We start from the raw sequence: 24,269 nt of genomic DNA on the forward strand, positions 1-24,269 counted from the left end.
TTTGATTTACTGAAAATGCAACCGGACAGAGTTAAATTTACATTCCCTTTGTTAGTTTAGAACCTTCAATTGACAATGCAAATTATTATTTTGTCACACCTCAATTGGGGGTTATCTTAAAAAAATCCACAACTTGGCCTATTTATTCTGAACTAATACAACATTATCAGGATAAAAAGAATGTTTTTAACCTGTTATTGTCGCTAATCTATAACAATAGGGATTTTTATAGTAATATTCCAGCAGAAAATCCGCCAATGCCACCACCAAATGAATAAAGTAAAATATAAGAAACCTCCGCCTTCTTTCATTACCGAATTTGTAACCCAGCTAGCGCCGACCTGACTGCCGTCAGGCAGGCATGTTGTCGGTACGACAAGCCATGAAAAAGAAAAGATAATTTTACATAAAAAACCAATGTTCAGAACTCCTGACCCTAATTTTAAATATCAACAAATTATACTGTGAGCGGGCATAATCTGAGCTTTTATTTCTTATTCGTCATTGCGAATGAAATGAAGCAATCTCTTGATATTAAAACAGATTGCTTCGTCGTTCCTCCTCGCAATGACGTGGTAAAAAGTTCAGTTTATAACCATTTGTAGTATAGAAGTTTTTGTCCGTGAAGTAGATTTGTCGTATTTTTGTGACATAGCAGAAAAAATGGGTTGAAAGTAAATCCGCTCAAGCGGACATGTTGTCTGGCCGGAAAAATTATTTACAGTTATTAAGCATGAAATTTACCAAACATTTTTACCATATCGTCCATGCTTCAACTTCGCTCAACACAGGCCTCGGTAGCAGCAGTTATACCTGTCTGCCAAAGCCTAAGGATTCGTTACGAAATAAAATGACCGTTATTGAGGTAGAATACTATAATTCCATTCACCGTGAAATGAGTTAGGTATAAGGTTTATCTCTTCCATTTTGTTTTCCTTAATTTTTATTCCTGTTCTGTATTCCGTGCTATCTAATTCGCAGTCAACTTTTAAACCTTTTGCTATTTGCGTCGCCCCAATTAATTGAACAATAACCTCATAACTCACCAATGGCCTTCCTCTCCAGTTTTTTGAAATATATGAAAAAAGCCTGTGCTCTATCTTGTTCCATTTACTAGTACCAGGCGGAAAATGTACAACTTCAATTGCCATTCCTAATTCATTTGATAAATTTTGCAATTCATATTTCCAAAGCTTGCCTTTTGAGCTGTTACTGCCGCCCCCATCTGCTGTAATAAGTAGGGAGGTGGCCTTGTTATGATAATATATTCCCATATTGTACCACCAATTCTTTATGCTTTGAACTGCAAATTCAGCAGTATCTTTTGTTATTCCAATGTTTACCCAGCCGTTATTTTTCTTGAGGTCATAAATTCCATAAGGTATTGCCACCCCTTCTGCATCTGTCAAAAAATCATAGGCATTCACTTCTTCCGGGAAACCCTTTGGTTGCCATTCCGTACCATTGTTTTTATAATTCCCGATTAACTCTCTTTTCTTTGCATCTACAGATATTACCGGCTGTTGTTCAGAAAAGTAACATTCAACCCGCCGATTAATAAACTCAAACTGCGCATTTCTATCTTTATGCCCTTTACCCTCAAAGGTTTTCCTGTTGGCTTGCAAACTAAAACCCTTCTCTTTTAAAGATTCCCCTACAATTCTATAACTAATGTCCAATCCTTGCTTTTTCAGCTCAGCCTCAATATTTCTAAGGCTCTTACTGACCCATTGAAGCGGGGATTGGGGCTCTCCTCGGGTATACGGTTCTATAAACCGTTCAATATAAGACCAAACCTCTTCTGTGATTTTTCTTTTCCTTCCTCCCCCTTTTTTCCTTAATTGGTGATCTAATCCAATTGGATTTCCCGAGTCTATTTCTTTTATCCCTTTATTTATCGTGTTATGCGAAACACCAGCCAGTTTTTCAATCCTGGTCTTTCCGCCACGGCCAAGGTATTTTGATTCAGCAGCTAAGTATATTCGTTTTTGCTGCTCGTTTAAAATTGGTAAAATCACATCAAGTTTCTCAAGTAATTTATTATCCTCTTCCATTACGTAAAGATAGAAAATAAATATCAAACCGTCAATTTATTTCGTAACATTTACTAATTATTATTAAGACTCTCCATATCTTTATTGTAAATATTTATTAATTCAATAACATCAACGTGCTTGAATTCCTTACTTTTTATACGTTCAACTAATTCAGGATCATCTGCCAAAAGCATTTCAGACCTTTTTATAAGCATTTTATTAAGCCCAAACATAGTTCCTGAATTACTTGTTTGAGTGAATATAGTTGCCACTTGTTCCCCTCTCTTTCTGATGTAATAGTTATACGTAGGTAACGTCCCTTGTTGATAAGTTGCCTCAACCAATATGTTTCCGGACTTATGCGTTTTATACCCATTGGCAGCCAAATATAAAGTAGCGTAACCCTCGGTCATAACCATCAAAAAAAACTTACGATTAGAAATGTTGGGCTCATCAGCTTTTCGTCTCACATCTACTTTTAAATTATCAAACCGATAAATTTTATTTGTTTTCGTTTTAACCAAAATGGAAGCGATTAATTCACTATCAATAGTTTGGGCTTTAGCTTTCTTCTCTGTTTTAAATGAAATGTTATTCTTACGAGGAATATTTGGGACTTTTACAAAGCCTTCCATAACACTTCCATCTTCAAGAAGAATTTTTCCCTCAAGATATTTATTTCCACCAATACTAATAGCATAGGTTAACGAGGCCGTCAGAAGAGCCAACACTAATAAAAGAATTCTCTTGTTCATAAAGTTTGGTTTTTATAAACAGCCGCAACATATCAATACAAGGGCTATTCATCCGTATATAATTGATTTATTAAGGTCTGATGGAACTCGCATGATTGAGTTTTATACATGTTCTTATGTGGCAAACCTTGCCATGCTCGTTTCATCTTAAATCTGATATCTAAAAATCTGATAATCTATTAAGGCAATCTTTGTCATGCTCGTTTCATTTGTTATGCTTTTTAATAGTCCGCATTCTTCGGTAATGGAGTATGCCCCATTAAAGTTAATACCAACATTGCCAATGAAAAAACGGTCGATACGCACACAGTAAAAACGGCCATATCCGTTCACTCTTTTCTAATTCAGCCATGAAACTACAAAAATATATTAATTGTCACAACTGCCCGAACAAACTAAATAACAAAAAAGTCCAAAGATTCCTGTTTTTGAAGCAGCAAATTTCAAAAAAATAAAACAAGAATCTTATGCGCTCGACAAAGCTATAAAAGTCTCTTTGATAAGGGTTTGCCTCATTCATTTATACCCGGTTAGATTATATCATAAATGAGATACCGCTAACGGTGCAAAAAGCCGGAAAAGAATGGACAAGAACCCCGGATTCAAGCCAGGCAAAGTCAGACTTCTGAAAAAAAGGTTTTGCTAAATATGATAATTTCCAAAGATTTTATTGCTGAATTTCAACAGTTTATATTTTAACATCCGCCGGTTTTGATAAAAGTCCGGACAGGCATGATTGGAAATTACCAGCCGAACTAATAATTTTTATTAGTTAAAATTTTTTGTTTAACTTGCCTTGCAAAAAACTCAACCCATGCTTGTTAAAACTTTTGGAGCTGCTGTTACCGGTATTGATGCCATTACCATTACCATCGAAGTCAATGTTACACGCGGCATAAGATTTTTTCTGGTCGGGCTTCCCGACAATGCTGTCAAAGAGAGCCAACAACGCATTGAATCAGTGTTCAAAGAGACCGGCCATAAATGGCCCGGAAAACGTATTGTTGTAAACATGGCTCCTGCCGATACCCGAAAGGAGGGTTCTGCTTACGACCTGCCCATTGCCGTTGGTGTGTTGGCTGCCGATGAACAAATCACCTCATCTCGTATCAGCGATTTCATGATGATGGGAGAACTATCCCTCGACGGTTCAATTCATCCCATTAAAGGAGCTCTGCCGATTGCGTTGCAGGCCAAAGCCGATGGCTTCAAAGGATTTATTGTTCCCAAAGCCAATGCCCGTGAAGCTGCTGTAGTAAAAGGACTGAATATTTACGGGGTGGAATCGTTCCGGGAGGTAGTGGATTTTCTGACCGGCCGAAAAGAAATTGAACCGGTGGTAGTGGACACCGATGCAGAGTTTCTGAAAGAACAGGCGTGCAGTGAATTTGATTTTGCTGATGTTAAAGGTCAGGACAGCGTGAAACGGGCCCTGGAGATAGCAGCAGCAGGCGGCCATAATGTAATAATGATCGGGCCGCCCGGATCGGGAAAGTCCATGCTGGCCAAACGCCTTCCCACTATTTTGCCACCTCTTACCCTCGATGAAGCGCTGGAAACCACAAAAATCCATTCAGTGGCCGGGAAACTGAATGGTCATATTTCTCTGCTGACACGAAGGCCTTTCAGGTCACCACATCATTCGGTGTCGGACGTAGCCCTGGTCGGCGGAGGTTCTTATCCTCAACCCGGGGAGATTTCTCTTGCCCATAACGGGGTTTTATTTCTCGACGAGCTGCCTGAATTTAAACGCAGCGTTCTCGAGGTGATGCGACAGCCGCTGGAAGACCGCACCATATCTATCTCAAGGGCGCGTTTTACCATTGATTATCCTGCCAGCTTCATGATGGTAGCCAGCATGAATCCATGTCCCTGTGGCTACTACAACCATCCCGAAAAAACCTGCGTCTGCAGCCCGGGTGTTGTTCAAAAATATCTGAGCCGAATTTCCGGCCCTTTGCTCGACCGGATTGATATTCACATAGAAGTAGTACCGGTTCCTTTTGATAAACTTGCTGCCCAAAAACCCGCTGAAACCAGCAACACAGTGCGGGAACGCGTTATCAAAGCAAGAGCAATTCAGTCGGAACGGTTCAGGAAAACAAAAAACGTACATTGCAACGCGCAAATGAATACGCGCCTGCTGACCAAATATGCAACGCCTGACCCGAGCGGACAAGCCATCCTTAAAAATGCCATGGAAAAACTCGACCTGTCGGCCAGGGCATACGACCGGATATTAAAGGTATCGCGAACCATTGCCGACCTTGAAGGATGCGAAAACATTGAAGCGCATCACGTAGCCGAAGCGGTACAGTACCGCAGTTTAGACCGCTCGGGATGGGCCGGATGATACGGATGATACTAATTTTTTTGTTTCTTTGCTCAGCGCTGAACAATAAGCGGTAACGCACGATTTGAAAATTTGAGAAATGCACTGTCAAACTATTAGCTATTAGCAATGTTTAGCGGAGTATTGTACCCGAATTTCCGGAAGCAAGCGGTCGTTTGCTTCCAGGAATTTAGGATGCATCAGAAAACCAAATAAAAATGTCCCTGAAGAAATCAGTCATCATTGTTGCCGGAGGTCGTGGCCTCAGAATGGGGAAAGACATTCCCAAACAGTTTATTGCGATTGGCGGAAGGCCCATCTTAATGCATACCATCGAATCATTTACCAGAAGGTATCCGGATATCAGAGTTGTCGTGGTTTTGCCTGATGACCAGTTTGATTATTGGAAAGCGCTTTGCCGGGATTATAATTTCACCATTGAATACCAACTGGCGGCGGGTGGCGAAACGAGGTATCACAGTGTCAAAAACGGTCTGAAGCACATTGGCAATGCTGATCTGGTCGCCGTACATGACGGTGTCCGTCCTTTTGCAAGCAGGGAAACCATTGAGCGTTGCTTTCGTGCAGCCTTGGGAAATGGTGCTGCCATACCTGTTATGGAAGTCGTGGAGTCGCTCCGGGAAATTGATGAAGATGGTGCAAAAAGCCGTCGGGTGATACGCAGCAATTACAGAACAGTTCAAACACCACAGGTTTTCAGAACTGCCATCATCCGCAACGCTTATGAATTACCCTTTAGCAACGAATTTACAGACGATGCCTCGGTGGTCGAAGCAGCCGGATACAACATCACCCTCGTAGATGGAAATCCTGAAAATATCAAGATCACTTCGCCTTTCGATTTGATAATAGCCGAGGCTGTTTTATCAGGCATTGCTGAAAAACACAAACCGCATTAAATTTCGGTACGTGATTCAGCTCTTTGTTGAAAAGGTCTCCCCTTGCCAGAGGTTAAGATGGCCTTCCGTATCGGTACGTGTCACATGTTTCATCATCCCGACAGGTTTATCGCTTTCCACAGTCTCAAGCATTACAGCTCCGACACCATCGGCAACTATCACGGAATCGCAGTCGTGAGGGTCCATAGCACGACTAAGGGTGTCAGCATCTGTTCCCAAAGCACTACTTTTATCATCCCCAGACTTAAGGCGGTAATTGGCTTGTATCATGGTCTGTTTTCATCCAGAGCCCCCGAAGGTGATATCACAGGCCACTGCTTTAACTCAAAAGTTTCTCCATCCCAAACAGCATAGGTGTATAACTTAACCCAGTCGCCCAGATAACAAACACGGCTGTTTGTGCCGACAGGAAAATCTATGGCCACATGGCGGTGTCCATAAATAAAGAAATCAAAATGTTCCTGCTTAAGTTTCTTTTTGGAAAATTGTATCAGCCACTCCCCTTCTTCGCCCTGGAAGGTAGCTTTTTCAGAATCCTGATTATTCTCACGACTTTTTCGGGACCAAAAACGTGCCATAGAAACGCCGAGGTCGGGATGTACCCACCGAAACAGCCATTGTGCTGTTTTGTTTGTAAATACTGCTTTTAAGCGTTTATAAGCTTTTTCATCGGGGGTAAGACCATCTCCATGAGCAAGAAAGAATTTTTTCCCATAAAGGGTAGCTATGTAAGGCTCTTTGTGCACTATTACGCCCGTCTCCTGCGGCAAATAATCAAATACCCAAATGTCGTGATTCCCGGTAAAGAAATGAACGGAAATTCCGCCATCTGTCAGTTCACAGAGCTTTCCAATAAAACGTGCATAGCCTCGGGGAATGACATGGCGATACTCGAACCAGAAATCAAAAATATCACCCATGAGATAAACCTCACTTGCATCGTTTTTGATACTGTCGAGCCATGCAACAAACCGCTTTTCATGTTCGCGATGGTTACTGATGTTTGGTGCTCCCAAATGCACATCGGAAGCAAAGTATATTTTCTTTTTCTGCTCCAAAACCGGATTTTCCGTTTTTTTTTATTTTCAGCGGACAAAGATATCTCTTTTAAATTTGATTCACCAAAAAGCAGAAAGAGTTGTAGCGACTTATTAAGCAACAGAATATAATGATCAAATATTCAACCGGGACAGAGCACTAAACCGGACTTTGCAACAGCCAACAAACCAAGCCAAAACCGGCATTCAAATGCAATTATGAGTGCGGTATAAAAAGTCAAGCCAGGCTGGCATTTCCCAATTCTTTCCAAAGCATATCTTTAAGTTCCGAAAGCCCCTTTTGGGTGACTGAAGAGATAAACACCCAGGGCACATCGGGCAATTCCTGTTCTATTTCGTACTGCAACTCATCATCTATCAAATCGGACTTGGTGATTGCAAGTAATCGCTTTTTATCAAGTAATTCAGGGTTGTACTGCCTCAGCTCATCCAGAAGAATTTTATATTCCTGTCCGATATCTTTGCTGTCGGCCGGAACCATGAAGAGCAAAACAGAATTTCGTTCTATATGACGAAGGAACCGCAAGCCAAGGCCTTTCCCCTCATGTGCTCCTTCAATAATGCCCGGAATATCAGCCATAACGAAAGAACGATGTTCCCTGTATTGGACAATTCCCAGGTTTGGAACAAGTGTTGTGAAAGGATAGTTGGCGATCTCGGGCCTGGCAGCACTCATTACCGACAGAAGTGTAGATTTTCCGGCATTGGGAAATCCAACCAGGCCCACATCTGCCAGCACTTTCAGTTCGAGTATGACAGACATTTCCGACTCGGGCTCGCCGGGTTGAGCATAACGGGGTGTCTGATTGGTTGCCGATTTAAAATGAACATTTCCCAGTCCGCCTTTGCCCCCGCGTACCAGGATACGCTCCTCATCGTGTTCGGTGATTTCGAACAACACTTCACCGGTCTCAGCATTTTTAGCGACAGTTCCCAGAGGTACTTCAATGTAAGCATCTTTTCCGGCGGCACCGGTTGAGGTTTGTTTTCCCCCGGACACACCATGTCCGGCAAAAATATGCCGCTGATACTTCAGATGAAGTAATGTCCACGTATTACGGTTACCACGTACTATTACATGTCCGCCGCGTCCTCCGTCACCACCATCGGGCCCACCCTTGGCTACAAACTTTTCGCGCCGCAAATGACGAGACCCGGCCCCTCCTCTGCCGGAACGGCAATATATTTTCACATAATCTACAAAGTTTGATCCCGACATGAGCGGTTTATTTTACAGAGTCAATAACTTCACAAATCCGTCCAAAAATATCATCTATCTCTCCTTCACCGGAAATGGGACGGTAGGTTCCTTCTTTTTTATAGAAATCAATCACCGGAGCGGTTTGCTCTTCATAAACGTTGATGCGCTTTTCTATGGTTTCCGGATTATCGTCGGAACGCCCGGAAACCTGCCCTCTTTTCACCAGCCGGTCGATGAGCTCCTGCCGCTTAACCTCAAGGTTAAGCATCACATTTACCTCCCCGCCTCTTTTCTGAAGCATCTTTTTCAGAGCTTTGGCCTGTTCCACGGTGCGCGGGAACCCGTCAAAGATGACACCGTCAACATTCTGAAGAGATTCCAGCTTTTTCTCGAGCATGCCGATAATCGTATCATCCGGAACCAACTCACCCTTATCGATAAACGATTTAGCTGTTTTTCCAAGATCGGTTTCCGCTTTTATTTCGTTGCGCAGAATATCACCGGTTGAGATATGGGCAAACCCGTATTTCTCAATCATTTTTTCGCTTTGTGTTCCTTTCCCTGAGCCGGGAGGTCCGAAAATAACAATATTCACCATAACAAAAGATTTTTACCTGATTTATTCATCTTACATTTAATAAATTGTTACGGCTGTTAGAATTGTTAAAGTTATTAATGTGTTATTTGTTAGCATATTATAAGATTTATTACATTAGCTAATAATCCCAACAATCTAACAATCTAACAGTCCTAACAATTTTATAACAATTTTCGTCATGCTCGTTTCATCCGTATAAAATTAGTCTAAGTTATTGGAATAATGCAACTTATTATGCTTTAATTGATATAAGATTCTTCGCTCCGCTCAAAATGACAAACTGTCTAATGTCATTCTGAGGAGGTAACGACGAAGAATCTGTTCCCTGTTTTTAGTTTCCTAGATAATTAGTGGATAAATGGTGTTTATACATACTTCTTATTGCAAACCTTACCATGCCCCGTTTTCGTCCGTATAAAATTTAAAATGTCTGGATTTTGACAAAAATATGTTCTTATGCCACACTACTCATTTACGAATAGATCAGGTTTAATCAATAACAGTATAAATGTCCGGAAGGTTTCTTCCATAACCGTCATAATCGAGTCCGTATCCCACAATAAAATCATTCGGAATCTCCATTCCTACATAATCAAGATTCAATTTCCTTTTACAGGCTTCGGGTTTGAACAGGAGGGTGGCCACTTTAACCTCCTTTGGATTCTGAGCGGCAAGTTGATCCACCAGTTTTTCAATGGTCACCCCTGTATCGACAATATCTTCGAGAAGGACAACCGTACGTCCTTCAATTTCTTCATTGAGCCCGATGAGTTGTTTCACTTCTCCGGTACTTCCCATGCCCTGATAAGAAGAAATTTTAACAAAGCTGATTTCGCAAGGAAAATCGATCAGTTTCATCAAATCGGCTGAAAACATGAAAGACCCGTTCAGGATACAGATCATCAAAGGATTTTTATCGCGCAGCTCACTGTTCATTTTTATGGCCATTTCCCAAATGGCTTTTATAATATCGCTGGCGGGAATGGAAAGGGCAAATTCTTTGTCTAAAAGTCGGATGCGCTTCATCGGGAGATGTTTTATAGTATATTATGTCCGGCGAATTGTTACGGCTGTTAGGATTGTTAAAGTTGTTAATGTGTTAGTTGTTAGTTGTTAGTTATTAGTTATTAGTTATTAGAATATTATAAGTTTTATTACATTAGCTAACAATCCTAACAATCTAACAATTTTATAACAATTTTTGTCATGTCATGAAATAATCAAATATCCAATAATAAAGCAACCGGGAACAAATTTAAAGCAGGAAATAGTGAACTATTTTCAAATTAAATTTGAAGAGGAGCTTATGCTCTCCCTTTGGTTGTATCGTAACAGAAAATACCTGAATAAAGCAGGTTAAGTTTGCAAAAATATAAAATTTTGAACAGAGAGAGATAAATAATGTTCTTAGTTTTGCAATGTAATAAAGTATCAACCAAAAATCACCATACATTATGCAACCGAAAGTAAGTATCATTATGGGCAGTACTTCCGATCTGGTCATCATGGAAAAAGCTGCCAAAGTACTGAATGATTTTCAGATTCCGTTCGAAATTAATGCCCTCTCGGCACACAGAACTCCCGACAGGGTGATGAAATTTGCCCGTGAGGCTTATGACCGTGGCATTCGTGTCATAATAGCAGGTGCAGGGGGTGCAGCCCATTTACCGGGAGTTATTGCTGCACTCACTCCGGTGCCTGTTATCGGTGTACCCATAAAAGCATCCATTTCTATCGACGGATGGGACTCTATTCTTTCAATTTTGCAGATGCCTCCCGGCATTCCTGTCGCCACTGTAGGACTCGACGGAGCGCAAAATGCAGGCATTCTGGCTGCCCAAATTCTCGCTACCGGCGATGAAGAAGTGTACAAAAAAGTGGCCGGTTACAAGAACAATCTTGCCTCAAAAATAGAAAAGGCCAACCAGGATCTGGCGTCTGTAAAATTTGATTTTAAAACCAATTAGAGTCTGTTCTTAAAACAATCCGTTTTGAAAAGCAAATTCGCTGACATACGAAACGATTACAACCGTCACGCGCTTACCAGGGACCATCTGAAGCCATTACCATTATTACAGCTTAGAAAATGGCTGGACGAAGCGCTGGAAACAGGCCAAGCAGAACCAACAGCCATGTCCCTGGCCAGCGTGGATGTGACAGGACAACCATCGCAAAGAGTTGTTCTGATGAAAGGCATCACGGATCGGGGAATAACTTTTTTCACTAATTATCTGAGCCGGAAAGGAGCGCATTTTCAGGAAAATCCCAAGGCTTCGGCGGTTTTTTTCTGGCCGTCATTAGAACGGCAGGTCAGACTTGAAGGCCTGGTAGAAAAGCTTCCAGCACATGAATCCGACGAATATTTCAACAACCGCCCGCGTGACAGTCAGATCGGGGCATGGGCATCTCCTCAGAGCGAAAGAGTGACCAGCAGGGAGATGCTGGAAAATCTCTTTGAAGAACTTACACTCAAGTTTGAGAACAAAAAGGTTACACGCCCTCCGCACTGGGGCGGATACCTGTTGGTACCCCACAGAGTTGAGTTTTGGCAGGGCCGCCCCCACCGGATGCACGACCGGTTTGAATATTCACTGAACAGCAATAATGTCTGGGATATCTCACGATTGGCTCCTTAATTCAGATGGTTAATGATTGAAACACTTCTTCAAGAGATTCGCGCTCTACTGTGAGTGTAAGGATGATCAGATCATTTTCTACGGCAAACCTGAAAAGATCTGGCCGGATATCTTTTCCGGCTTTTGCTGTCACCAGCCAACCGTTTCCTTTGGGGACAACCCCGACGACACCAGCTATGGCATTAATTTTTTCGGGGGCAGCCGGCTTGTCAAACTCAATAAAAATATTGGCAGTACTCCTTTGTATGCCCTGTTCCAGATGTTCAGCCGATTCATCGGCCACAAGAACACCCTTGTTGATGATGATGACCCTTTCGCAAATGGCCTGAACCTCCTGCATAATATGAGTAGAAAGAAGAACCGTTTTTTGTTCTCCCAGTTTGACAATCAGATTCCTTACTTCCACAATCTGGTTGGGATCGAGTCCCGTGGTTGGTTCATCCAGTATCAGAACCTCAGGGTCGGGAAGCAAAGCCTGGGCAAGCCCCACGCGCTGACGATATCCCTTCGATAATGCTCCTGTTTTCTTGTGTCGCTCGGGACTCAAACCGGTTGTTTCGATAATCTCTTCAACCCGCTTTCTCTTGTTATCCAATTTATAAATTTCAGCTACGAACAACAAATATTCGGTAACATACATATCCAGGTACAGCGGATTATTCTCGGGCAGGTACCCTGTTTTTCGACGTGCCTCGAGGTTATTGCCATTAATGTTTAGGCCACATACGTTGACAACCCCTTCGGTTGGGGGAAGAAATCCCGTAATGATCTTCATCATGGTTGACTTTCCGGCACCATTTGGGCCCAGAAAGCCGACAATCTGCCCTGAAGGTATTTCAAAACTCACATTATCAAGCGCTTTCTGCGTCCCGTAATACCTGGTTATTCCTGAAACAGTTATCGACATTTTTGCTTGTATTTCTTATTAAAAATAAACGAGTCCCATTAGTGTGTTAGCTCCTGATATTCGTGTTTTTTTGGATAAATGAGCCCGGTCTAAAAAGCATCTTTGTTGCCAAACTCGTTGTTGTTTTAAATTATTACATACTCATTAACAACAAGTTAACTTCGATACAAAAAATTAAAAATCCTGGATTTTGACAAAAATATGCTTTTTATACTGCACTCATAAATATTTTCCAATGTTATCTGAAAATGCTGACGCAATTATGCAAAGTTATTAATTTTGAGCGGGCGTTTTAGATTTTTATATACCCAAATTCTGCAAGCAAGCGGCGGAACAGTAAATGGCACTTTATGGACAGACGCTAAATATTATACACATGCAAAACGAACAATACCATTACTGCAACTCATTCTTCCAATATCTGCGTAATAAAACGGTTCCGGTTAAAGCAGGGAATATCACCATCGGAGGGGATTCGCCGATACGAATTCAGTCGATGACGACCACTAATACACTCAATACAAGGGAGACTTCAGAACAGACAAAGAGAATTGCGGACGCCGGGGGAGAACTGGTCCGTATTACCACACAAGGCCGACGTGAAGCGTTAAATCTGAAAAACATAAAAGAAGCTTTGCAATCTGCGGGATATGATATCCCCCTGGTTGCCGATGTCCATTTCAATCCTTCAGCCGCCGAAACAGCCGCCGAAATAGTTGAGAAAGTACGCATTAATCCGGGAAACTTCACCGGTGGGGCCAAAAAGTTCCGCCAAATTGAGACCGGAAGCCCGGAAGACAAAGCTGGCATGCAACAGATAAGGGAGAAACTGGTTCCTTTTCTTCATCATTGTAAAAAACACAATACAGCAATACGAATCGGAGTCAATCATGGAAGCCTTTCCGACCGGATCATGTCGAAATACGGAGATACCCCCGAAGGAATGGTGGAATCGTGCATGGAATATTTGCGAATATGCAAAGAGGAAAATTTTGAGAATATCGTTTTGAGCGTTAAAGCGAGCAATACAAGAATAATGGTTCATGCCGTAAGATTGTTGGTGCAACGAATGCAAAACGAGCACATGTATTTCCCGTTGCACCTGGGGGTTACCGAAGCGGGCAGCGGGGAGGACGGGCGCCTGAAATCGGCCGTGGGTATCGGCGCCCTCTTAATCGACGGCATTGGTGATACCATCCGTGTATCGCTCACCGAACCTCCCGAAAATGAAATTCCGGTGGCTCAAAAGCTGGTTCGTTACGTGGTGCAGAAAACAGGTCACGCGCCTATCCGGGGAACCAATCCGCAACACTACAGCCCTTTGTCGTATGTGAAACGTGTAAGTGAACCCGTGCTGCACATCGGAGGCGAAAACCCTGTTGCCGTGGTTGCAGATATCAGAAATACTGACGATCGGGAAATCAACTTTTCCGAACCCCCCGAGCTGATCATTTGCAATCCTGCACAACTGAATCTGCCACATAAAAACCTTTCGGGCGCTCTGCAATTAGTGGAATACAAATACTATGAAGAAGAGAAGAGAAACGGTGTTTTCCCTCTTTTCCGGATTCATGATGACTGGCACTTGTTTCAAGGTATCGCATTTGTTGAGATAACCTATCCCGAACTGACGGAAAGAAATATTAACCGGCTTCGTGAAAAAAAGGATGTAATACTAATTCTGAGGTCGGGGAATGTCAATTCAACCGCCGAACAAAGAGCATTTTTTATGACTATGCAAAACGCCGGTCTCAAACACCCCGTCATCATCCATGGTCATTACGAGGATAAAATGTCAGAAGATTTTCAGCTCAAGGCTGCCGCCGATAAAGGGGCTCTTTTCCTTGACGGATATGGCGACGGAATATGCCTGAATGCTCCCTTTATCCGCATTGGGGATGTTGTGAATACATCTTTCGGCATACTTCAGGCATCAAGAGTTCGTTTCTCCAAAACCGAATTTATTTCATGCCCGGGTTGCGGGCGTACTCTTTTCGAATTACAAAAAACAACCGAAAAAATAAGAAAAGAAACCAGTCATCTGAAAGGACTCAAGATCGCGGTAATGGGATGCATTGTAAACGGCATAGGAGAAATGGCCGATGCCGATTACGGATATGTAGGTGCCGGGCCCGGCAAAATATCACTATTCCACAACAGGCAGCTGATCAAGAAAAATGTACCCGAGGAAGAAGCAGTTGAAACCCTTATTGACTTAATAAAATCGTTTGGAGATTGGAATGAGCCCGTTGAATAAAAACAGCTGTTTGTCAAAAAATAGAATACAAACATGTAAAATATGCATATTGAATTTGTTCACTCTTTGCAGTTGGTGTTTATAATGTTTAAATTGCGTTTCTGTGTGCCCTGCTGAAAGATGTTAGGAGAAGCAGGCTCATTGATAAGTGTGGTATAAAAAGACATATTTTTGTCAAAATCAAGGCGTTTTAAATTTTTTTGCGAATTTACATACAAGCACCAAATATGACGTTCTGTTGATCAAATTATTCATTCCGGGTCTTATGAAATTGTTCCGCATACTACTACTTACTGTTTTTTGTTTCGCTCCTGTATTCAGCTTTGCCGGAGAAATCGAATTGCAAGGCACTTACCGGGGGGACAATTTGTATGTCCGGAATCCTTATGCCGATTCAGGTGTGGGATTTTGCGTATTTGAGGTAATGGTAAACGGAATGACGACTACCGATGAAATTAACTCCAGCTCCTTTGAAATAGACCTTTCGGTATATCAATTGCCCATAGGTTCTCCAATTCACATCGTTATCAAATATAAAGAAGATTGTGAACCCGTCGTTTTAAATCCTGAAGTTGTCGCACCAAAAGCATCATTCGAAACCATTGACATTGCTGTTGAAGGGAATTATCTTAAATGGAAAACAACGGGTGAAATCGGAGCACTCCCCTATGTTGTGGAACAGTACCGCTGGAACAAATGGATACAGGTTGGCGAAGTAATGGGTAAAGGCGTTCCCGGAAAACATGAATATGAATTTCCGGTAAGACTCCATTCAGGCGAAAACCGCTTCAGGGTGCGCCAGGCAGGCTCTGACAACAAACGCAAACTTTCTCCCGAAGTAGTGGTAAACAATGATATTCCCGAAGTGGAGCTCGTATCCCAAAAGGTCGAGAAGCAGCTTGTTTTTTCCAGGCCGACTCTCTACGAAATCTATGATATCTACGGACAGATAGTATTCAAAGGATACAACGATACGGTCAACGTTGAAGGTCTGGAAAAAGGGGAATACTATCTTAATTACGATAACCGGATGTCGTATTTTTTAAAAAAGTGATATTTGTGGATATGAAGTCTTGGTTGTAACTTGCGCATGCACTATTAAAGACCGGACGCATGACCAAGTATGTTTTTATCTTAGCTGCATTATTGATCGGTGGTTTTCTATCTGTTCAGGGAAGTATTAATGCCCAGCTTTCTTCTTTTTTGAGACACCCTTTACAGGCATCCCTCACCAATTTTCTGGTTGGAACGGTTATCCTTATCTTTCTTAACATTATTTTACGAACTTCGCTCCCATCCATCGCCGAAATGAAATCAGTCCCCTGGTACTTGTTTCTTGGAGGAGCCATCGGGGCAATATTCGTGACATCGGTCGTACTGCTTATCCCGAAGATTGGCGTCACAAACATGCTGGCAGCCTCTATCGCGGGACAATTAATCGTGGCTTCCATAATCGACCATCACGGACTCTTTAACGTGACTGTTCATCCTGTTTCGCTCAGCAGAATTGCAGGCATCATCATGCTTTTACTTGGAATCTTCTTAATACAACGATAAGATAAAATATCTTCAGCAACATGAACCTCATCCCCGATTCATCGGTCACTTACCAGACTTTTGAGGAAGGCGGATTGAAACCGATGGCGTTATCGGATCATTGCGGAGTTGCGACAGTAATACACCTGCTCAACAACATTCACAAACACAAAGCCTTTATTCTCAATCCGGAATAATTTCGTTAATTTTGCGGCCTGTTAACGCGCACTAAATAAATAGTTACATTATGGCAAATAAATCAAATCAACCGTTGTTTAATGAGTTTCCACCTGTTTCCACAGAGGAATGGATGGAAAAGATAACAGCGGATCTCAAAGGAGCCGATTTCGAAAAGAAGCTCGTTTGGAAAACCAATGAAGGATTTAAAGTCCGCCCCTTTTACAGGGAAGAGGATTTGAAGGGACTTGAATATCTTGACACGCTTCCGGGAGAATATCCTTTTGTTCGTGGCACCAAAACCCACAACAAATGGCTGGTTCGCCAGGATATTGTGGTGAAAGATGTGAAGGAAGCCAACCGAAAGGCCCTGGATGTGCTTAACAAAGGGGTTGATTCACTGGGCTTCTTTTTCGGGAATGAAGAGCTGATCACCAAAGAAAACATTGAGGCCCTCCTGAAAGAGATAGTGCCTGAAGCAGCAGAACTGAACTTTTCATCCTCACATGGCAATCAGAAACTCCTCTCTCTGCTGAAAGAGTGGCTCCATGAAAAAAATGCCAATTTAAAAGAAGTAAAAGGGTCTTTGAATTTTGATCCCTTGGGAAATCTTACCATTACCGGTAAGACCTGCGCCCCCCTCGAAGAGCTACTGGACAATTCGGCCGAGCTGGTAAAAGAGGGCAAAGAGATGGAGCTGTTTCAACCCCTGACGGTCAATGCCAAACATTTTAACAACGCCGGCGCATCCATTGTTCAGGAACTGGGTTTTGGCCTTGCTATGGCCAACGAATACATGGCTCAGCTCACCAAACGCGGCATCAATGTCGACGATGCTGCCCGAAGTATCCGGTTCAATTTTGGTATTGGCGGCAACTATTTCATGGAGATTGCCAAGTTGCGTGCAGGACGCCTGCTTTGGGCCAAAATCGTCGATGCATACAACCCCTCGGATAAAGAGGTGACCAAAATGCATACCCATTGCGAAACATCGGAATGGAACAAAACCATTTACGATCCTTATGTAAACATGCTTCGTACACAGACCGAAGCCATGAGCGCGACTATTGGCGGAACCGATTCACTCACCGTAGCACCGTTCGATCTGGTATTCCGTCAGCCAAATGCTTTTAGCGAAAGGATTGCACGTAATCAACAATTGCTGCTGAAGGAGGAGGCTTATTTCAGCATGATTGTTGATCCATCTGCCGGAAGCTACTATATAGAAAATCTGACAGACAGCATCGCCAACGAAGCCTGGAAATTGTTCCTCGAGGTGGAAAACAAAGACGGTTATACCGAGGCATTAAAAGAGGGTGTCATTCAGACGCATGTTAAGGAAACTTCCGGAAAACGGAAGAAAGACCTCGCCCGCCGTAAAGAGATACTGGTCGGCACCAATCAGTATCCCAACAACCTGGAGTCGGTCTCTTCAGAAATCAGTGAAGAACGTACATTTACCGACTCCGAAGAAGGAACGGAAATTGAACCCATCCCGTTGTATCGCGGTGCCGAAGAATTCGAAGCACTTCGACTGGCCACCGAAAAAGCAGCCAAACGACCCAAAGTATTTATGCTGACTTACGGAAACCTGGCCATGCGACTGGCCCGCTCTCAGTTTTCAGGAAACTTCTTCGGGTGTGCCGGCTACGAAATCATCGACAACCTCGGCTTCGATACGGTAGAAGAAGGTGTGGAAGCTGCCAGAAAAGCCAAAGCCGATATCGTGGTACTCTGCTCTTCGGATGATGAATATGCCGAAGCCGCCCCGGCTGCGTTCAAAGCACTCAACGGCGAAGCTGTCTTTGTGGTGGCAGGTGCCCCTGCCTGTGCTGACGACCTAAAAGCACAAGGAATTGAGCACTTCATCAACATACGTTCCAACTTGCTGGAAACGTTGCAAGAGTTTAATAAAATGTTGAACATACAATAAAAACGCAAAGACGCAGTGACGCAAAGTTTTTATAAGAGAGATGACAAAGGACGCCTTAAATAAAATATCTTCGCAGATTATAGGTGGAGCCATCGAGGTTCACAAAGAACTTGGACCGGGATTACTGGAGTCTGTTTATGGCGCCTGTCTTGCTCACGAACTGCGAAATAAGGGTTTACTGGTAGAAGAGCAGGTACATTTGCCATTAATCTATAAAAACGAGCCTTTAAACAAGGATTTCATTCTTGACTTGTTGGTTGAAAAAGAAGTGATTGTTGAACTGAAAGCTGTTGAAGAGGTACACCCTGTACATGAAGTACAATTGGTTACATACCTGAAGCTTGCCAACAAAAAACTTGGATTGCTGATCAATTTCAATGTTCCGGTATTGCACAAAGGTATTTACCGCAAAGTCAATAATCTCTGAAATAAACTCAGCGTCTTAGCGCCTCTGCGTTAAAAAATAGCTATTATGAGACCAGATTTTTCACAAATAGATTACAAAAGCGACCGGCTTTCATTCGATGTCAAAGCCTGGGAGCAACAACATTCCATCAAAAAAGATTGGATAACCCCGGAGCAGATTCCGGTGAAGCCCGTTTATTCAAAAGAAGACCTGGAAGGCATGGAGCATCTGAATTATGCGGCCGGACTCCCACCCTACCTTCGCGGGCCTTATTCGGCCATGTATGCCATGCGCCCCTGGACCATCCGTCAGTATGCCGGATTCTCGACCGCCGAGGAGTCCAACGCCTTCTATCGTCGTAACCTCGCGGCCGGACAGAAAGGTCTTTCTGTCGCTTTCGACCTGCCAACGCACCGCGGATACGACTCGGACCACGAGCGCGTGGTAGGGGATGTTGGAAAAGCCGGTGTGGCCATCGACTCAGTTCTCGACATGAAGGTACTCTTCGATGGCATTCCCCTGAACAAGATGTCGGTTTCAATGACCATGAACGGTGCCGTTTTACCCATCATGGCATTTTACATTGTTGCCGGACTTGAACAAGGGGCAAAGCTCGAAGAATTGAGCGGTACCATTCAGAACGACATCCTGAAGGAGTTTATGGTGCGGAACACTTACATCTATCCACCCGACTTCTCAATGCGGATCATTGCTGATATCTTCGAATATACTTCTCAAAAGATGCCTAAATTTAACAGCATTTCCATTTCGGGATATCACATGCAGGAAGCCGGAGCTACTGCCGACCTGGAACTTGGATACACGCTTGCCGACGGACTTGAATACCTGCGTACAGGGGTTCAGTCGGGGTTGAATATTGATGCTTTTGCCCCACGGCTGTCTTTCTTCTGGGCCATCGGGATGAACCACTTCATGGAAATAGCCAAAATGCGTGCTGCACGAATGCTCTGGGCTAAAATTGTGAAGCAGTTCAACCCCAAAAATCCCAAATCGATGGCGCTACGCACACACTCGCAAACCTCGGGATGGTCGCTGCAGGAACAAGACCCTTTTAACAATGTGGGACGTACCTGTATCGAAGCCATGGCAGCTGCGCTGGGACATACCCAGTCGTTGCATACCAACGCACTGGACGAGGCCATCGCTTTGCCTACCGATTTTTCGGCCCGTATTGCACGTAACACTCAGATATACATTCAGGAAGAGACCCAGATCACCAAAGAGGTCGATCCATGGGCCGGCTCCTACTATGTAGAATCTCTTACCAGGGAACTGGCCGAAAAGGCATGGGCCCACATCCAGGAGATTGAAGAAATGGGCGGAATGGCTAAAGCCATCGAAACCGGTCTTCCAAAAATGCGTATCGAAGAGGCTGCTGCACGCACACAGGCCAAAATTGACAGTGGGAAACAGGTCATTGTCGGAACCAACCGTTACCGTCTCGACAAAGAAGACCCCATCGATATTCTGGAAATTGACAATACGGCTGTACGGAATTCTCAGATCGAGCGCCTCAAAAAACTGCGTGCCGAACGCAACGAAGAAGAAGTTCAGGCCGCTCTCGAGGCCATTACAAAAGCTGTTGAAACCGGGAAAGGTAACCTTTTGGAACTGGCGGTAGAGGCAGCAAAAAAACGTGCATCTTTGGGAGAAATTTCTTATGCTTGTGAAAAAGTAGTTGGAAGATATAAAGCTGTGATACGATCTATTAACGGAGTTTATTTATCGGAAGCCGGAAACGACAGCGAGTTTGAACAAGCCCGTGCACTGGCCAAAGAGTTTGCAGAGAAAGAAGGACGTCAGCCCCGTATTATGATTGCCAAAATGGGACAGGACGGCCACGACCGTGGCGCCAAAGTAGTGGCCACGGGATATGCCGACATCGGGTTCGACGTGGATATGGGCCCGCTGTTCCAGACACCGGCCGAAGCTGCCCGTCAGGCTGTAGAGAACGACGTACATGTACTGGGTGTTTCTTCCCTGGCAGCCGGTCATAAAACGCTGGTTCCTCAGGTAATTGAAGAGCTGAAAAAACTCGGCCGTGAAGATATTATGGTAATTGTCGGTGGTGTTATTCCACACCAGGACTATAAGTTCCTTTACGATTGCGGAGTGTTAGGTATTTTTGGGCCCGGATCGTCGGTTCCACGTGCGGCCATTGAAATCCTTAAATTATTACTTCACAGTTACGAAGAGTAGACTTTGTTACTAATGATGCCTTTACAGACCCCTGCCGTTTTCCGGTGGGGGTTTTTTAGTTAATGACCGCGGTGACGCAGAAGAGTACGACCACCTTCGGGGTCGGCGTTTATCATTATCTCAATTTTCTATAAATATTCGACCACCTTCAGGGTCAATTGCTCCCGGATTAATCTGTTGAAGAACATCATTCCTTCGCGTTAAGTTTCTGATGGCAAGCGACAGGCAGCCTGAAGGGCTCCAATAATTATAGCCTGTTACATGCATGTAAACCCGACACCGAAGGTTTCGTATATTTAATGACAAAGGCGCATACGGGAAAGTTGAATCGGGGAACTCTTTACCTGCTGGCAGACAAACAGCTCCCCGACATATAATCAAATTGTGGCACTGTCAGAAATATCAATCCTGGTAATTTCAGCCACATCCGAATTCCATGTTTCAAAAACGGGATTGTCAACAGAAGCAGGTCGTTTTTGCTGACAACTGACAATAACAGCTGTCAGCAGTAAGGTTAATGCAAAGTTTTTCATGGTACATTTAGAATTAGATCTGTATTGTTACAGAATATTTATCAAAGAATATCTGGTATTCTTTAAATTTAAACGGGAAAAATTTTGATAAATTATTCATCCGTATATATTTTATTTATTAAGGTTGGATGGAACTCGCATGCAAGAACTTATACATATTCATTTGTGCCAAACCTTGCCATGCTCGTTTCATTAGTTATTATTTTTACTTCAAATATACAACTCTAATACTCAAACTCATGACAAACTCTAACTTTTTTTCCCCGATGCTATTGAGTGTTTTCATCCTGCCAAGCCGTACAATTTCAGGAAAATTTCATCCAAATTTAGGTTTCAAAAAAGCAGTTATTGAATATAATGGCCAGAAATTCTATATGAAATCCAATAGCCACCCGTGGAAGTAAATGTGTCAAGAGATTTTGCTTTCAATCTCTTGCATAAATCCAACCTATGTATATTTTTCCTTCTCGCTATCACGATTCCCCTTTCGGGCATAACCTTAAAGGGGAAAATCGTTGATACCAATACCTTGCAACCGCTTTCCTTTGTTAATATCGGAGTAAAAGGAACCCGATATGGCACAGCCAGTAATTCGACCGGTGATTTTGTGCTCAACATTCCCGATAAGTATGAAAACGGGATTGTGCGATTCTCTTGTATCGGATATGAAGCAAAAGAGATGTCCATTAAGGAATTAATCAATCAGCCGGTCGTTAAATTAACCACTTCGGTAATCCGGCTTGAAGAGGTAACCATAATTCCCGACAGTACTCTGCGGACTTTCTTAAAGAAAGTCTGGATAAAGATTTTTATCTCAGACAATATTATCTTGGGGGTCGTTATTACATTCCTTTAAAAACCATCTGGAACCGAATTCTTTTCAATTTACATGGGGGCTGGTCATGGCAAAACATCGGTATATCGATAGGAGAACAGGAATCAGATCAACCATTCTCGTTAGGTGGAAAGAAAATAAAAGCAGATAAGGTTAAGGCCTTTTCGGGGCTCAGGCAAAGTGGGATTATACTCCTCCTGACAACCCCGGTTAGGTAAGGTGAAGCAACAATTGAAACCAGACAAAAACCTTAATTATGACTATCTTTGCAGAAGCTGAATAAAAAAAACTACAATGAAGACGACCCATAAAATAATTAACGGAGATAGCCGACAAATGAATCTTATTCCAGACAAATCGGTTAATTTGGTTATCACTTCCCCACCTTATTGGCAGCTGAAAGACTATGGAACTGAAAATCAAATTGGTTATCACGAAGACTATGAAACTTACATTAACAACCTAAATCTTGTTTGGAAAGAATGATTTGTACCCGAAACCGGAAATGTTTTTTCGGAAAAACATTTGCCGGCTTCTCGTTATTTTTGCTTTTTCGAAAAAGAGACCGGAAAGATGCCCCACCGAATAAAAGTTTTTGCTGCACTCACCGCCACTATGCTCTTTTGGGCATTTTCATTTGTATGGACCAAAGTGGCATTTACCGTTTTTACGCCCGTCTCAACGATATGGCTGCGACTGGTGATCAGCTCGCTGTTCATTTTTGGCTACCTGTTTTTAACCAAACGCTTTCAGCCGCTGCATAAGGAAGATGTAAAATGGTTGCTGGCCCTCTCCTTTTTTCAGCCTTTCCTGTATTTTATGGGCGAAAGCAACGGACTGAATTACATTTCTTCCACCATGGGCTCGGTCATCGTGAGTACCATCCCACTTCTGGCTCCCATTCCGGGTGTATTGTTTATGAATGAACGGTTTTCGTGGCTGAACCTGGCAGGGATAGTCATTTCTTTTTCGGGGGTTGGCCTCATCCTGTTTGAGAATGGTTTTGAGCTGACTGCTCCCATTGAGGGACTTCTTTTTATGGCTCTCGCTGTATTTGCCGCGTTGGGGTATTCGGTGGTGATCAAGCGAATGGGCAATCGCTATTCGCCGGTTAACCTGACGGCATGGCAGAATTTATTTGGCATCGGGTTCTTTTCCCCGTTTTTTTATATTAACGAATGGGAACGTTTTATCAGCACGCCCGTGACGGCCGAAGCACTGAAAGCATTGCTACTTCTGTCCATATTTGCATCGTCTTTTGCCTTCATTTTCTTTGCCTACGGAATTTCCCGTATCGGAGTCACCCGCGCCAACGTATTTGCCAATATGATTCCGGTTTTTACCGCTATCTTTGCATGGATTGTACTGGATGAAGCCCTGACCGTTAAAAAGCTGGCCGGAATAGCCATTGTAATCGGAGGATTGTTTATCTCTCAGCTGCGCAGAAACGGGAAAACGCCATAATAGACTTTTAGATGAAATTAATTTAGTCAGTAGTTTTTAGTCAATAGTCAGCAGCAATATTTTAGAGGTACTGACATATTCAAGAAGCTAACAAAAGCGCATAAATGACATGTTTTGAGTAGTTTGTGGTTTTTGTTAAATAAAAGTAACCGACAGGCAGAAGGCAGAAGTGGTAAATTTTGTTGAAAAGGATTTTTCCTAAGACCACGGGACGAGGTATTTCCCGTTAAATGTTTGGGTAAACCGTTTCGGCAGTTAAGTTACTAACATCTTAAAATTCTTCTCAGCGTTTTAGCGACTTTACGTTAAAGAACAAAAACATGGACTTAGATAAATTCAAAGAAGAAGCCTTTAACAAGTCAAAAGAGAACAAAGCTTTCCTGGAAAAACTGCGCCGCAGGAAGCCCAAAGATATGGACGATGTGGAGATGCTTTCAGAGCGGGCGCATAGATACTACCCCTAAC

Annotated in this window: 24 protein-coding genes; 15 read left to right on the forward strand and 9 right to left on the reverse strand. The window is 43.0% G+C overall.

Annotated features, from left to right (window positions below):
- Positions 1–857: 857 nt before the first annotated feature.
- Both ATH1_RS0112955 and ATH1_RS0112960 read right to left on the reverse strand, forming a co-directional pair.
- A complete protein-coding gene (locus tag ATH1_RS0112955; protein WP_029164118.1) occupies positions 858–2,054 on the reverse strand; it encodes an ISAzo13 family transposase in 1,197 nt (398 codons plus the stop codon).
- 53 nt (positions 2,055–2,107) lie between these two features.
- Positions 2,108–2,791: a hypothetical protein gene (locus ATH1_RS0112960; RefSeq protein WP_010422529.1), complete on the reverse strand. Its 684-nt coding sequence runs from the start codon at positions 2,789–2,791 to the stop codon at positions 2,108–2,110.
- A gap of 814 nt (positions 2,792–3,605) precedes the next feature.
- On the opposite strand from ATH1_RS0112960, the gene ATH1_RS0112965 reads away from it, so the two are divergent.
- On the forward strand, positions 3,606–5,144 hold the full coding sequence (locus tag ATH1_RS0112965) for a YifB family Mg chelatase-like AAA ATPase (protein ID WP_010422530.1): 1,539 nt from the start codon (positions 3,606–3,608) through the stop codon (positions 5,142–5,144).
- Positions 5,145–5,341: 197 nt separating this feature from the next.
- Positions 5,342–6,043 carry a 2-C-methyl-D-erythritol 4-phosphate cytidylyltransferase gene (locus ATH1_RS0112970; RefSeq protein WP_010422532.1) on the forward strand — a complete coding sequence of 234 codons (702 nt, stop codon included), beginning with the start codon at positions 5,342–5,344 and terminating at the stop codon, positions 6,041–6,043.
- 15 nt (positions 6,044–6,058) lie between these two features.
- On the opposite strand, the gene ATH1_RS0112975 is transcribed toward ATH1_RS0112970, so the two are convergent.
- From ATH1_RS0112975 to hpt, 5 genes are all read right to left on the reverse strand, one after another.
- Positions 6,059–6,313 (reverse strand): beta-ketoacyl-[acyl-carrier-protein] synthase family protein, encoded by a 255-nt coding sequence (locus ATH1_RS0112975; protein WP_010422533.1) that lies wholly within the window; start codon positions 6,311–6,313, stop codon positions 6,059–6,061.
- Positions 6,310–7,101, reverse strand: a complete 792-nt coding sequence (locus ATH1_RS0112980; protein ID WP_010422534.1) for a UDP-2,3-diacylglucosamine diphosphatase — start codon at positions 7,099–7,101, stop codon at positions 6,310–6,312. Before ATH1_RS0112980 ends, ATH1_RS0112975 begins: the two co-directional genes overlap by 4 nt.
- A 217-nt stretch (positions 7,102–7,318) precedes the next feature.
- Entirely contained in the window at positions 7,319–8,320 is a 1,002-nt protein-coding gene (gene obgE, locus ATH1_RS0112985; protein WP_010422536.1) for a GTPase ObgE, read from the reverse strand.
- A gap of 7 nt (positions 8,321–8,327) precedes the next feature.
- Positions 8,328–8,900, reverse strand: coding sequence for an adenylate kinase (locus tag ATH1_RS0112990; protein ID WP_010422537.1), 573 nt, complete (start codon positions 8,898–8,900; stop codon positions 8,328–8,330).
- A 489-nt stretch (positions 8,901–9,389) separates the two neighbouring features.
- Complete coding sequence (hpt, locus tag ATH1_RS0112995) at positions 9,390–9,926, reverse strand: hypoxanthine phosphoribosyltransferase (protein WP_010422539.1); 537 nt, start codon at positions 9,924–9,926, stop codon at positions 9,390–9,392.
- Positions 9,927–10,354: 428 nt separating this feature from the next.
- On the opposite strand from hpt, the gene purE reads away from it, so the two are divergent.
- Entirely contained in the window at positions 10,355–10,867 is a 513-nt protein-coding gene (gene purE, locus ATH1_RS0113000) for a 5-(carboxyamino)imidazole ribonucleotide mutase (protein ID WP_010422542.1), read from the forward strand.
- Between the two features lie 24 nt (positions 10,868–10,891).
- Complete coding sequence (pdxH, locus tag ATH1_RS0113005; RefSeq protein WP_010422544.1) at positions 10,892–11,536, forward strand: pyridoxamine 5'-phosphate oxidase; 645 nt, start codon at positions 10,892–10,894, stop codon at positions 11,534–11,536.
- 1 nt (position 11,537) lies between these two features.
- Here the strand turns inward: pdxH and gldA are convergent, their stop codons facing one another.
- Positions 11,538–12,443 (reverse strand): gliding motility-associated ABC transporter ATP-binding subunit GldA, encoded by a 906-nt coding sequence (gldA, locus tag ATH1_RS0113010; RefSeq protein ID WP_010422547.1) that lies wholly within the window; start codon positions 12,441–12,443, stop codon positions 11,538–11,540.
- A gap of 376 nt (positions 12,444–12,819) precedes the next feature.
- Between gldA and ispG the strand changes: the two genes are divergently transcribed.
- The 7 genes from ispG to scpA all read left to right on the forward strand — a co-directional run bounded on the left by ispG (position 12,820) and on the right by scpA (position 20,972).
- Entirely contained in the window at positions 12,820–14,700 is a 1,881-nt protein-coding gene (gene ispG / locus ATH1_RS0113015; protein WP_010422549.1) for a (E)-4-hydroxy-3-methylbut-2-enyl-diphosphate synthase, read from the forward strand.
- Positions 14,701–14,938: 238 nt separating this feature from the next.
- Positions 14,939–15,754, forward strand: coding sequence for a hypothetical protein (locus tag ATH1_RS0113025; RefSeq protein WP_245531795.1), 816 nt, complete (start codon positions 14,939–14,941; stop codon positions 15,752–15,754).
- 59 nt (positions 15,755–15,813) lie between these two features.
- Positions 15,814–16,257: a DMT family transporter gene (locus tag ATH1_RS0113030; protein WP_010422554.1), complete on the forward strand. Its 444-nt coding sequence runs from the start codon at positions 15,814–15,816 to the stop codon at positions 16,255–16,257.
- 20 nt (positions 16,258–16,277) lie between these two features.
- Complete coding sequence (locus ATH1_RS21470; protein WP_010422556.1) at positions 16,278–16,433, forward strand: hypothetical protein; 156 nt, start codon at positions 16,278–16,280, stop codon at positions 16,431–16,433.
- Positions 16,434–16,483: 50 nt separating this feature from the next.
- Positions 16,484–18,346: a methylmalonyl-CoA mutase small subunit gene (mutA, locus tag ATH1_RS0113040; RefSeq protein ID WP_010422558.1), complete on the forward strand. Its 1,863-nt coding sequence runs from the start codon at positions 16,484–16,486 to the stop codon at positions 18,344–18,346.
- Between the two features lie 40 nt (positions 18,347–18,386).
- On the forward strand, positions 18,387–18,773 hold the full coding sequence (locus tag ATH1_RS0113045) for a GxxExxY protein (RefSeq protein WP_010422560.1): 387 nt from the start codon (positions 18,387–18,389) through the stop codon (positions 18,771–18,773).
- 45 nt (positions 18,774–18,818) lie between these two features.
- Entirely contained in the window at positions 18,819–20,972 is a 2,154-nt protein-coding gene (gene scpA, locus ATH1_RS0113050; protein WP_010422562.1) for a methylmalonyl-CoA mutase, read from the forward strand.
- Between the two features lie 377 nt (positions 20,973–21,349).
- On the opposite strand, the gene ATH1_RS21475 is transcribed toward scpA, so the two are convergent.
- Complete coding sequence (locus ATH1_RS21475; RefSeq protein ID WP_010422564.1) at positions 21,350–21,505, reverse strand: hypothetical protein; 156 nt, start codon at positions 21,503–21,505, stop codon at positions 21,350–21,352.
- A 406-nt stretch (positions 21,506–21,911) separates the two neighbouring features.
- On the opposite strand from ATH1_RS21475, the gene ATH1_RS0113065 reads away from it, so the two are divergent.
- The 4 genes from ATH1_RS0113065 to ATH1_RS20680 all read left to right on the forward strand — a co-directional run bounded on the left by ATH1_RS0113065 (position 21,912) and on the right by ATH1_RS20680 (position 24,268).
- Positions 21,912–22,361, forward strand: a complete 450-nt coding sequence (locus ATH1_RS0113065) for a carboxypeptidase-like regulatory domain-containing protein (protein WP_162096789.1) — start codon at positions 21,912–21,914, stop codon at positions 22,359–22,361.
- Between the two features lie 273 nt (positions 22,362–22,634).
- A complete protein-coding gene (locus ATH1_RS20675) occupies positions 22,635–22,826 on the forward strand; it encodes a DNA methyltransferase (protein ID WP_010422568.1) in 192 nt (63 codons plus the stop codon).
- Positions 22,827–22,913: 87 nt separating this feature from the next.
- Positions 22,914–23,804, forward strand: a complete 891-nt coding sequence (locus tag ATH1_RS0113075; protein ID WP_044115281.1) for a DMT family transporter — start codon at positions 22,914–22,916, stop codon at positions 23,802–23,804.
- Between the two features lie 320 nt (positions 23,805–24,124).
- Positions 24,125–24,268, forward strand: a complete 144-nt coding sequence (locus ATH1_RS20680; RefSeq protein ID WP_010422571.1) for a hypothetical protein — start codon at positions 24,125–24,127, stop codon at positions 24,266–24,268.
- Position 24,269: the final 1 nt, after the last annotated feature.

Source organism: Anaerophaga thermohalophila DSM 12881, from assembly GCF_000191885.1.
GTDB lineage: Bacteria > Bacteroidota > Bacteroidia > Bacteroidales > Marinilabiliaceae > Anaerophaga > Anaerophaga thermohalophila.

Coding starts and splice junctions, on each gene's coding strand:
- ATH1_RS0112955 (WP_029164118.1), bottom strand. CDS start 2,054: ATGGAAGAGGATAATAAATTACTTGAGAAACTTGATGTGATTTTACCA.
- ATH1_RS0112960 (WP_010422529.1), bottom strand. CDS start 2,791: ATGAACAAGAGAATTCTTTTATTAGTGTTGGCTCTTCTGACGGCCTCG.
- ATH1_RS0112965 (WP_010422530.1), top strand. CDS start 3,606: ATGCTTGTTAAAACTTTTGGAGCTGCTGTTACCGGTATTGATGCCATT.
- ATH1_RS0112970 (WP_010422532.1), top strand. CDS start 5,342: ATGTCCCTGAAGAAATCAGTCATCATTGTTGCCGGAGGTCGTGGCCTC.
- ATH1_RS0112975 (WP_010422533.1), bottom strand. CDS start 6,313: ATGATACAAGCCAATTACCGCCTTAAGTCTGGGGATGATAAAAGTAGT.
- obgE (WP_010422536.1), bottom strand. CDS start 8,320: ATGTCGGGATCAAACTTTGTAGATTATGTGAAAATATATTGCCGTTCC.
- ATH1_RS0112990 (WP_010422537.1), bottom strand. CDS start 8,900: ATGGTGAATATTGTTATTTTCGGACCTCCCGGCTCAGGGAAAGGAACA.
- hpt (WP_010422539.1), bottom strand. CDS start 9,926: ATGAAGCGCATCCGACTTTTAGACAAAGAATTTGCCCTTTCCATTCCC.
- purE (WP_010422542.1), top strand. CDS start 10,355: ATGCAACCGAAAGTAAGTATCATTATGGGCAGTACTTCCGATCTGGTC.
- gldA (WP_010422547.1), bottom strand. CDS start 12,443: ATGTCGATAACTGTTTCAGGAATAACCAGGTATTACGGGACGCAGAAA.
- ispG (WP_010422549.1), top strand. CDS start 12,820: ATGCAAAACGAACAATACCATTACTGCAACTCATTCTTCCAATATCTG.
- ATH1_RS0113030 (WP_010422554.1), top strand. CDS start 15,814: ATGACCAAGTATGTTTTTATCTTAGCTGCATTATTGATCGGTGGTTTT.
- ATH1_RS21470 (WP_010422556.1), top strand. CDS start 16,278: ATGAACCTCATCCCCGATTCATCGGTCACTTACCAGACTTTTGAGGAA.
- mutA (WP_010422558.1), top strand. CDS start 16,484: ATGGCAAATAAATCAAATCAACCGTTGTTTAATGAGTTTCCACCTGTT.
- ATH1_RS0113045 (WP_010422560.1), top strand. CDS start 18,387: ATGACAAAGGACGCCTTAAATAAAATATCTTCGCAGATTATAGGTGGA.
- scpA (WP_010422562.1), top strand. CDS start 18,819: ATGAGACCAGATTTTTCACAAATAGATTACAAAAGCGACCGGCTTTCA.
- ATH1_RS21475 (WP_010422564.1), bottom strand. CDS start 21,505: ATGAAAAACTTTGCATTAACCTTACTGCTGACAGCTGTTATTGTCAGT.
- ATH1_RS20675 (WP_010422568.1), top strand. CDS start 22,635: ATGAAGACGACCCATAAAATAATTAACGGAGATAGCCGACAAATGAAT.
- ATH1_RS0113075 (WP_044115281.1), top strand. CDS start 22,914: ATGCCCCACCGAATAAAAGTTTTTGCTGCACTCACCGCCACTATGCTC.
- ATH1_RS20680 (WP_010422571.1), top strand. CDS start 24,125: ATGGACTTAGATAAATTCAAAGAAGAAGCCTTTAACAAGTCAAAAGAG.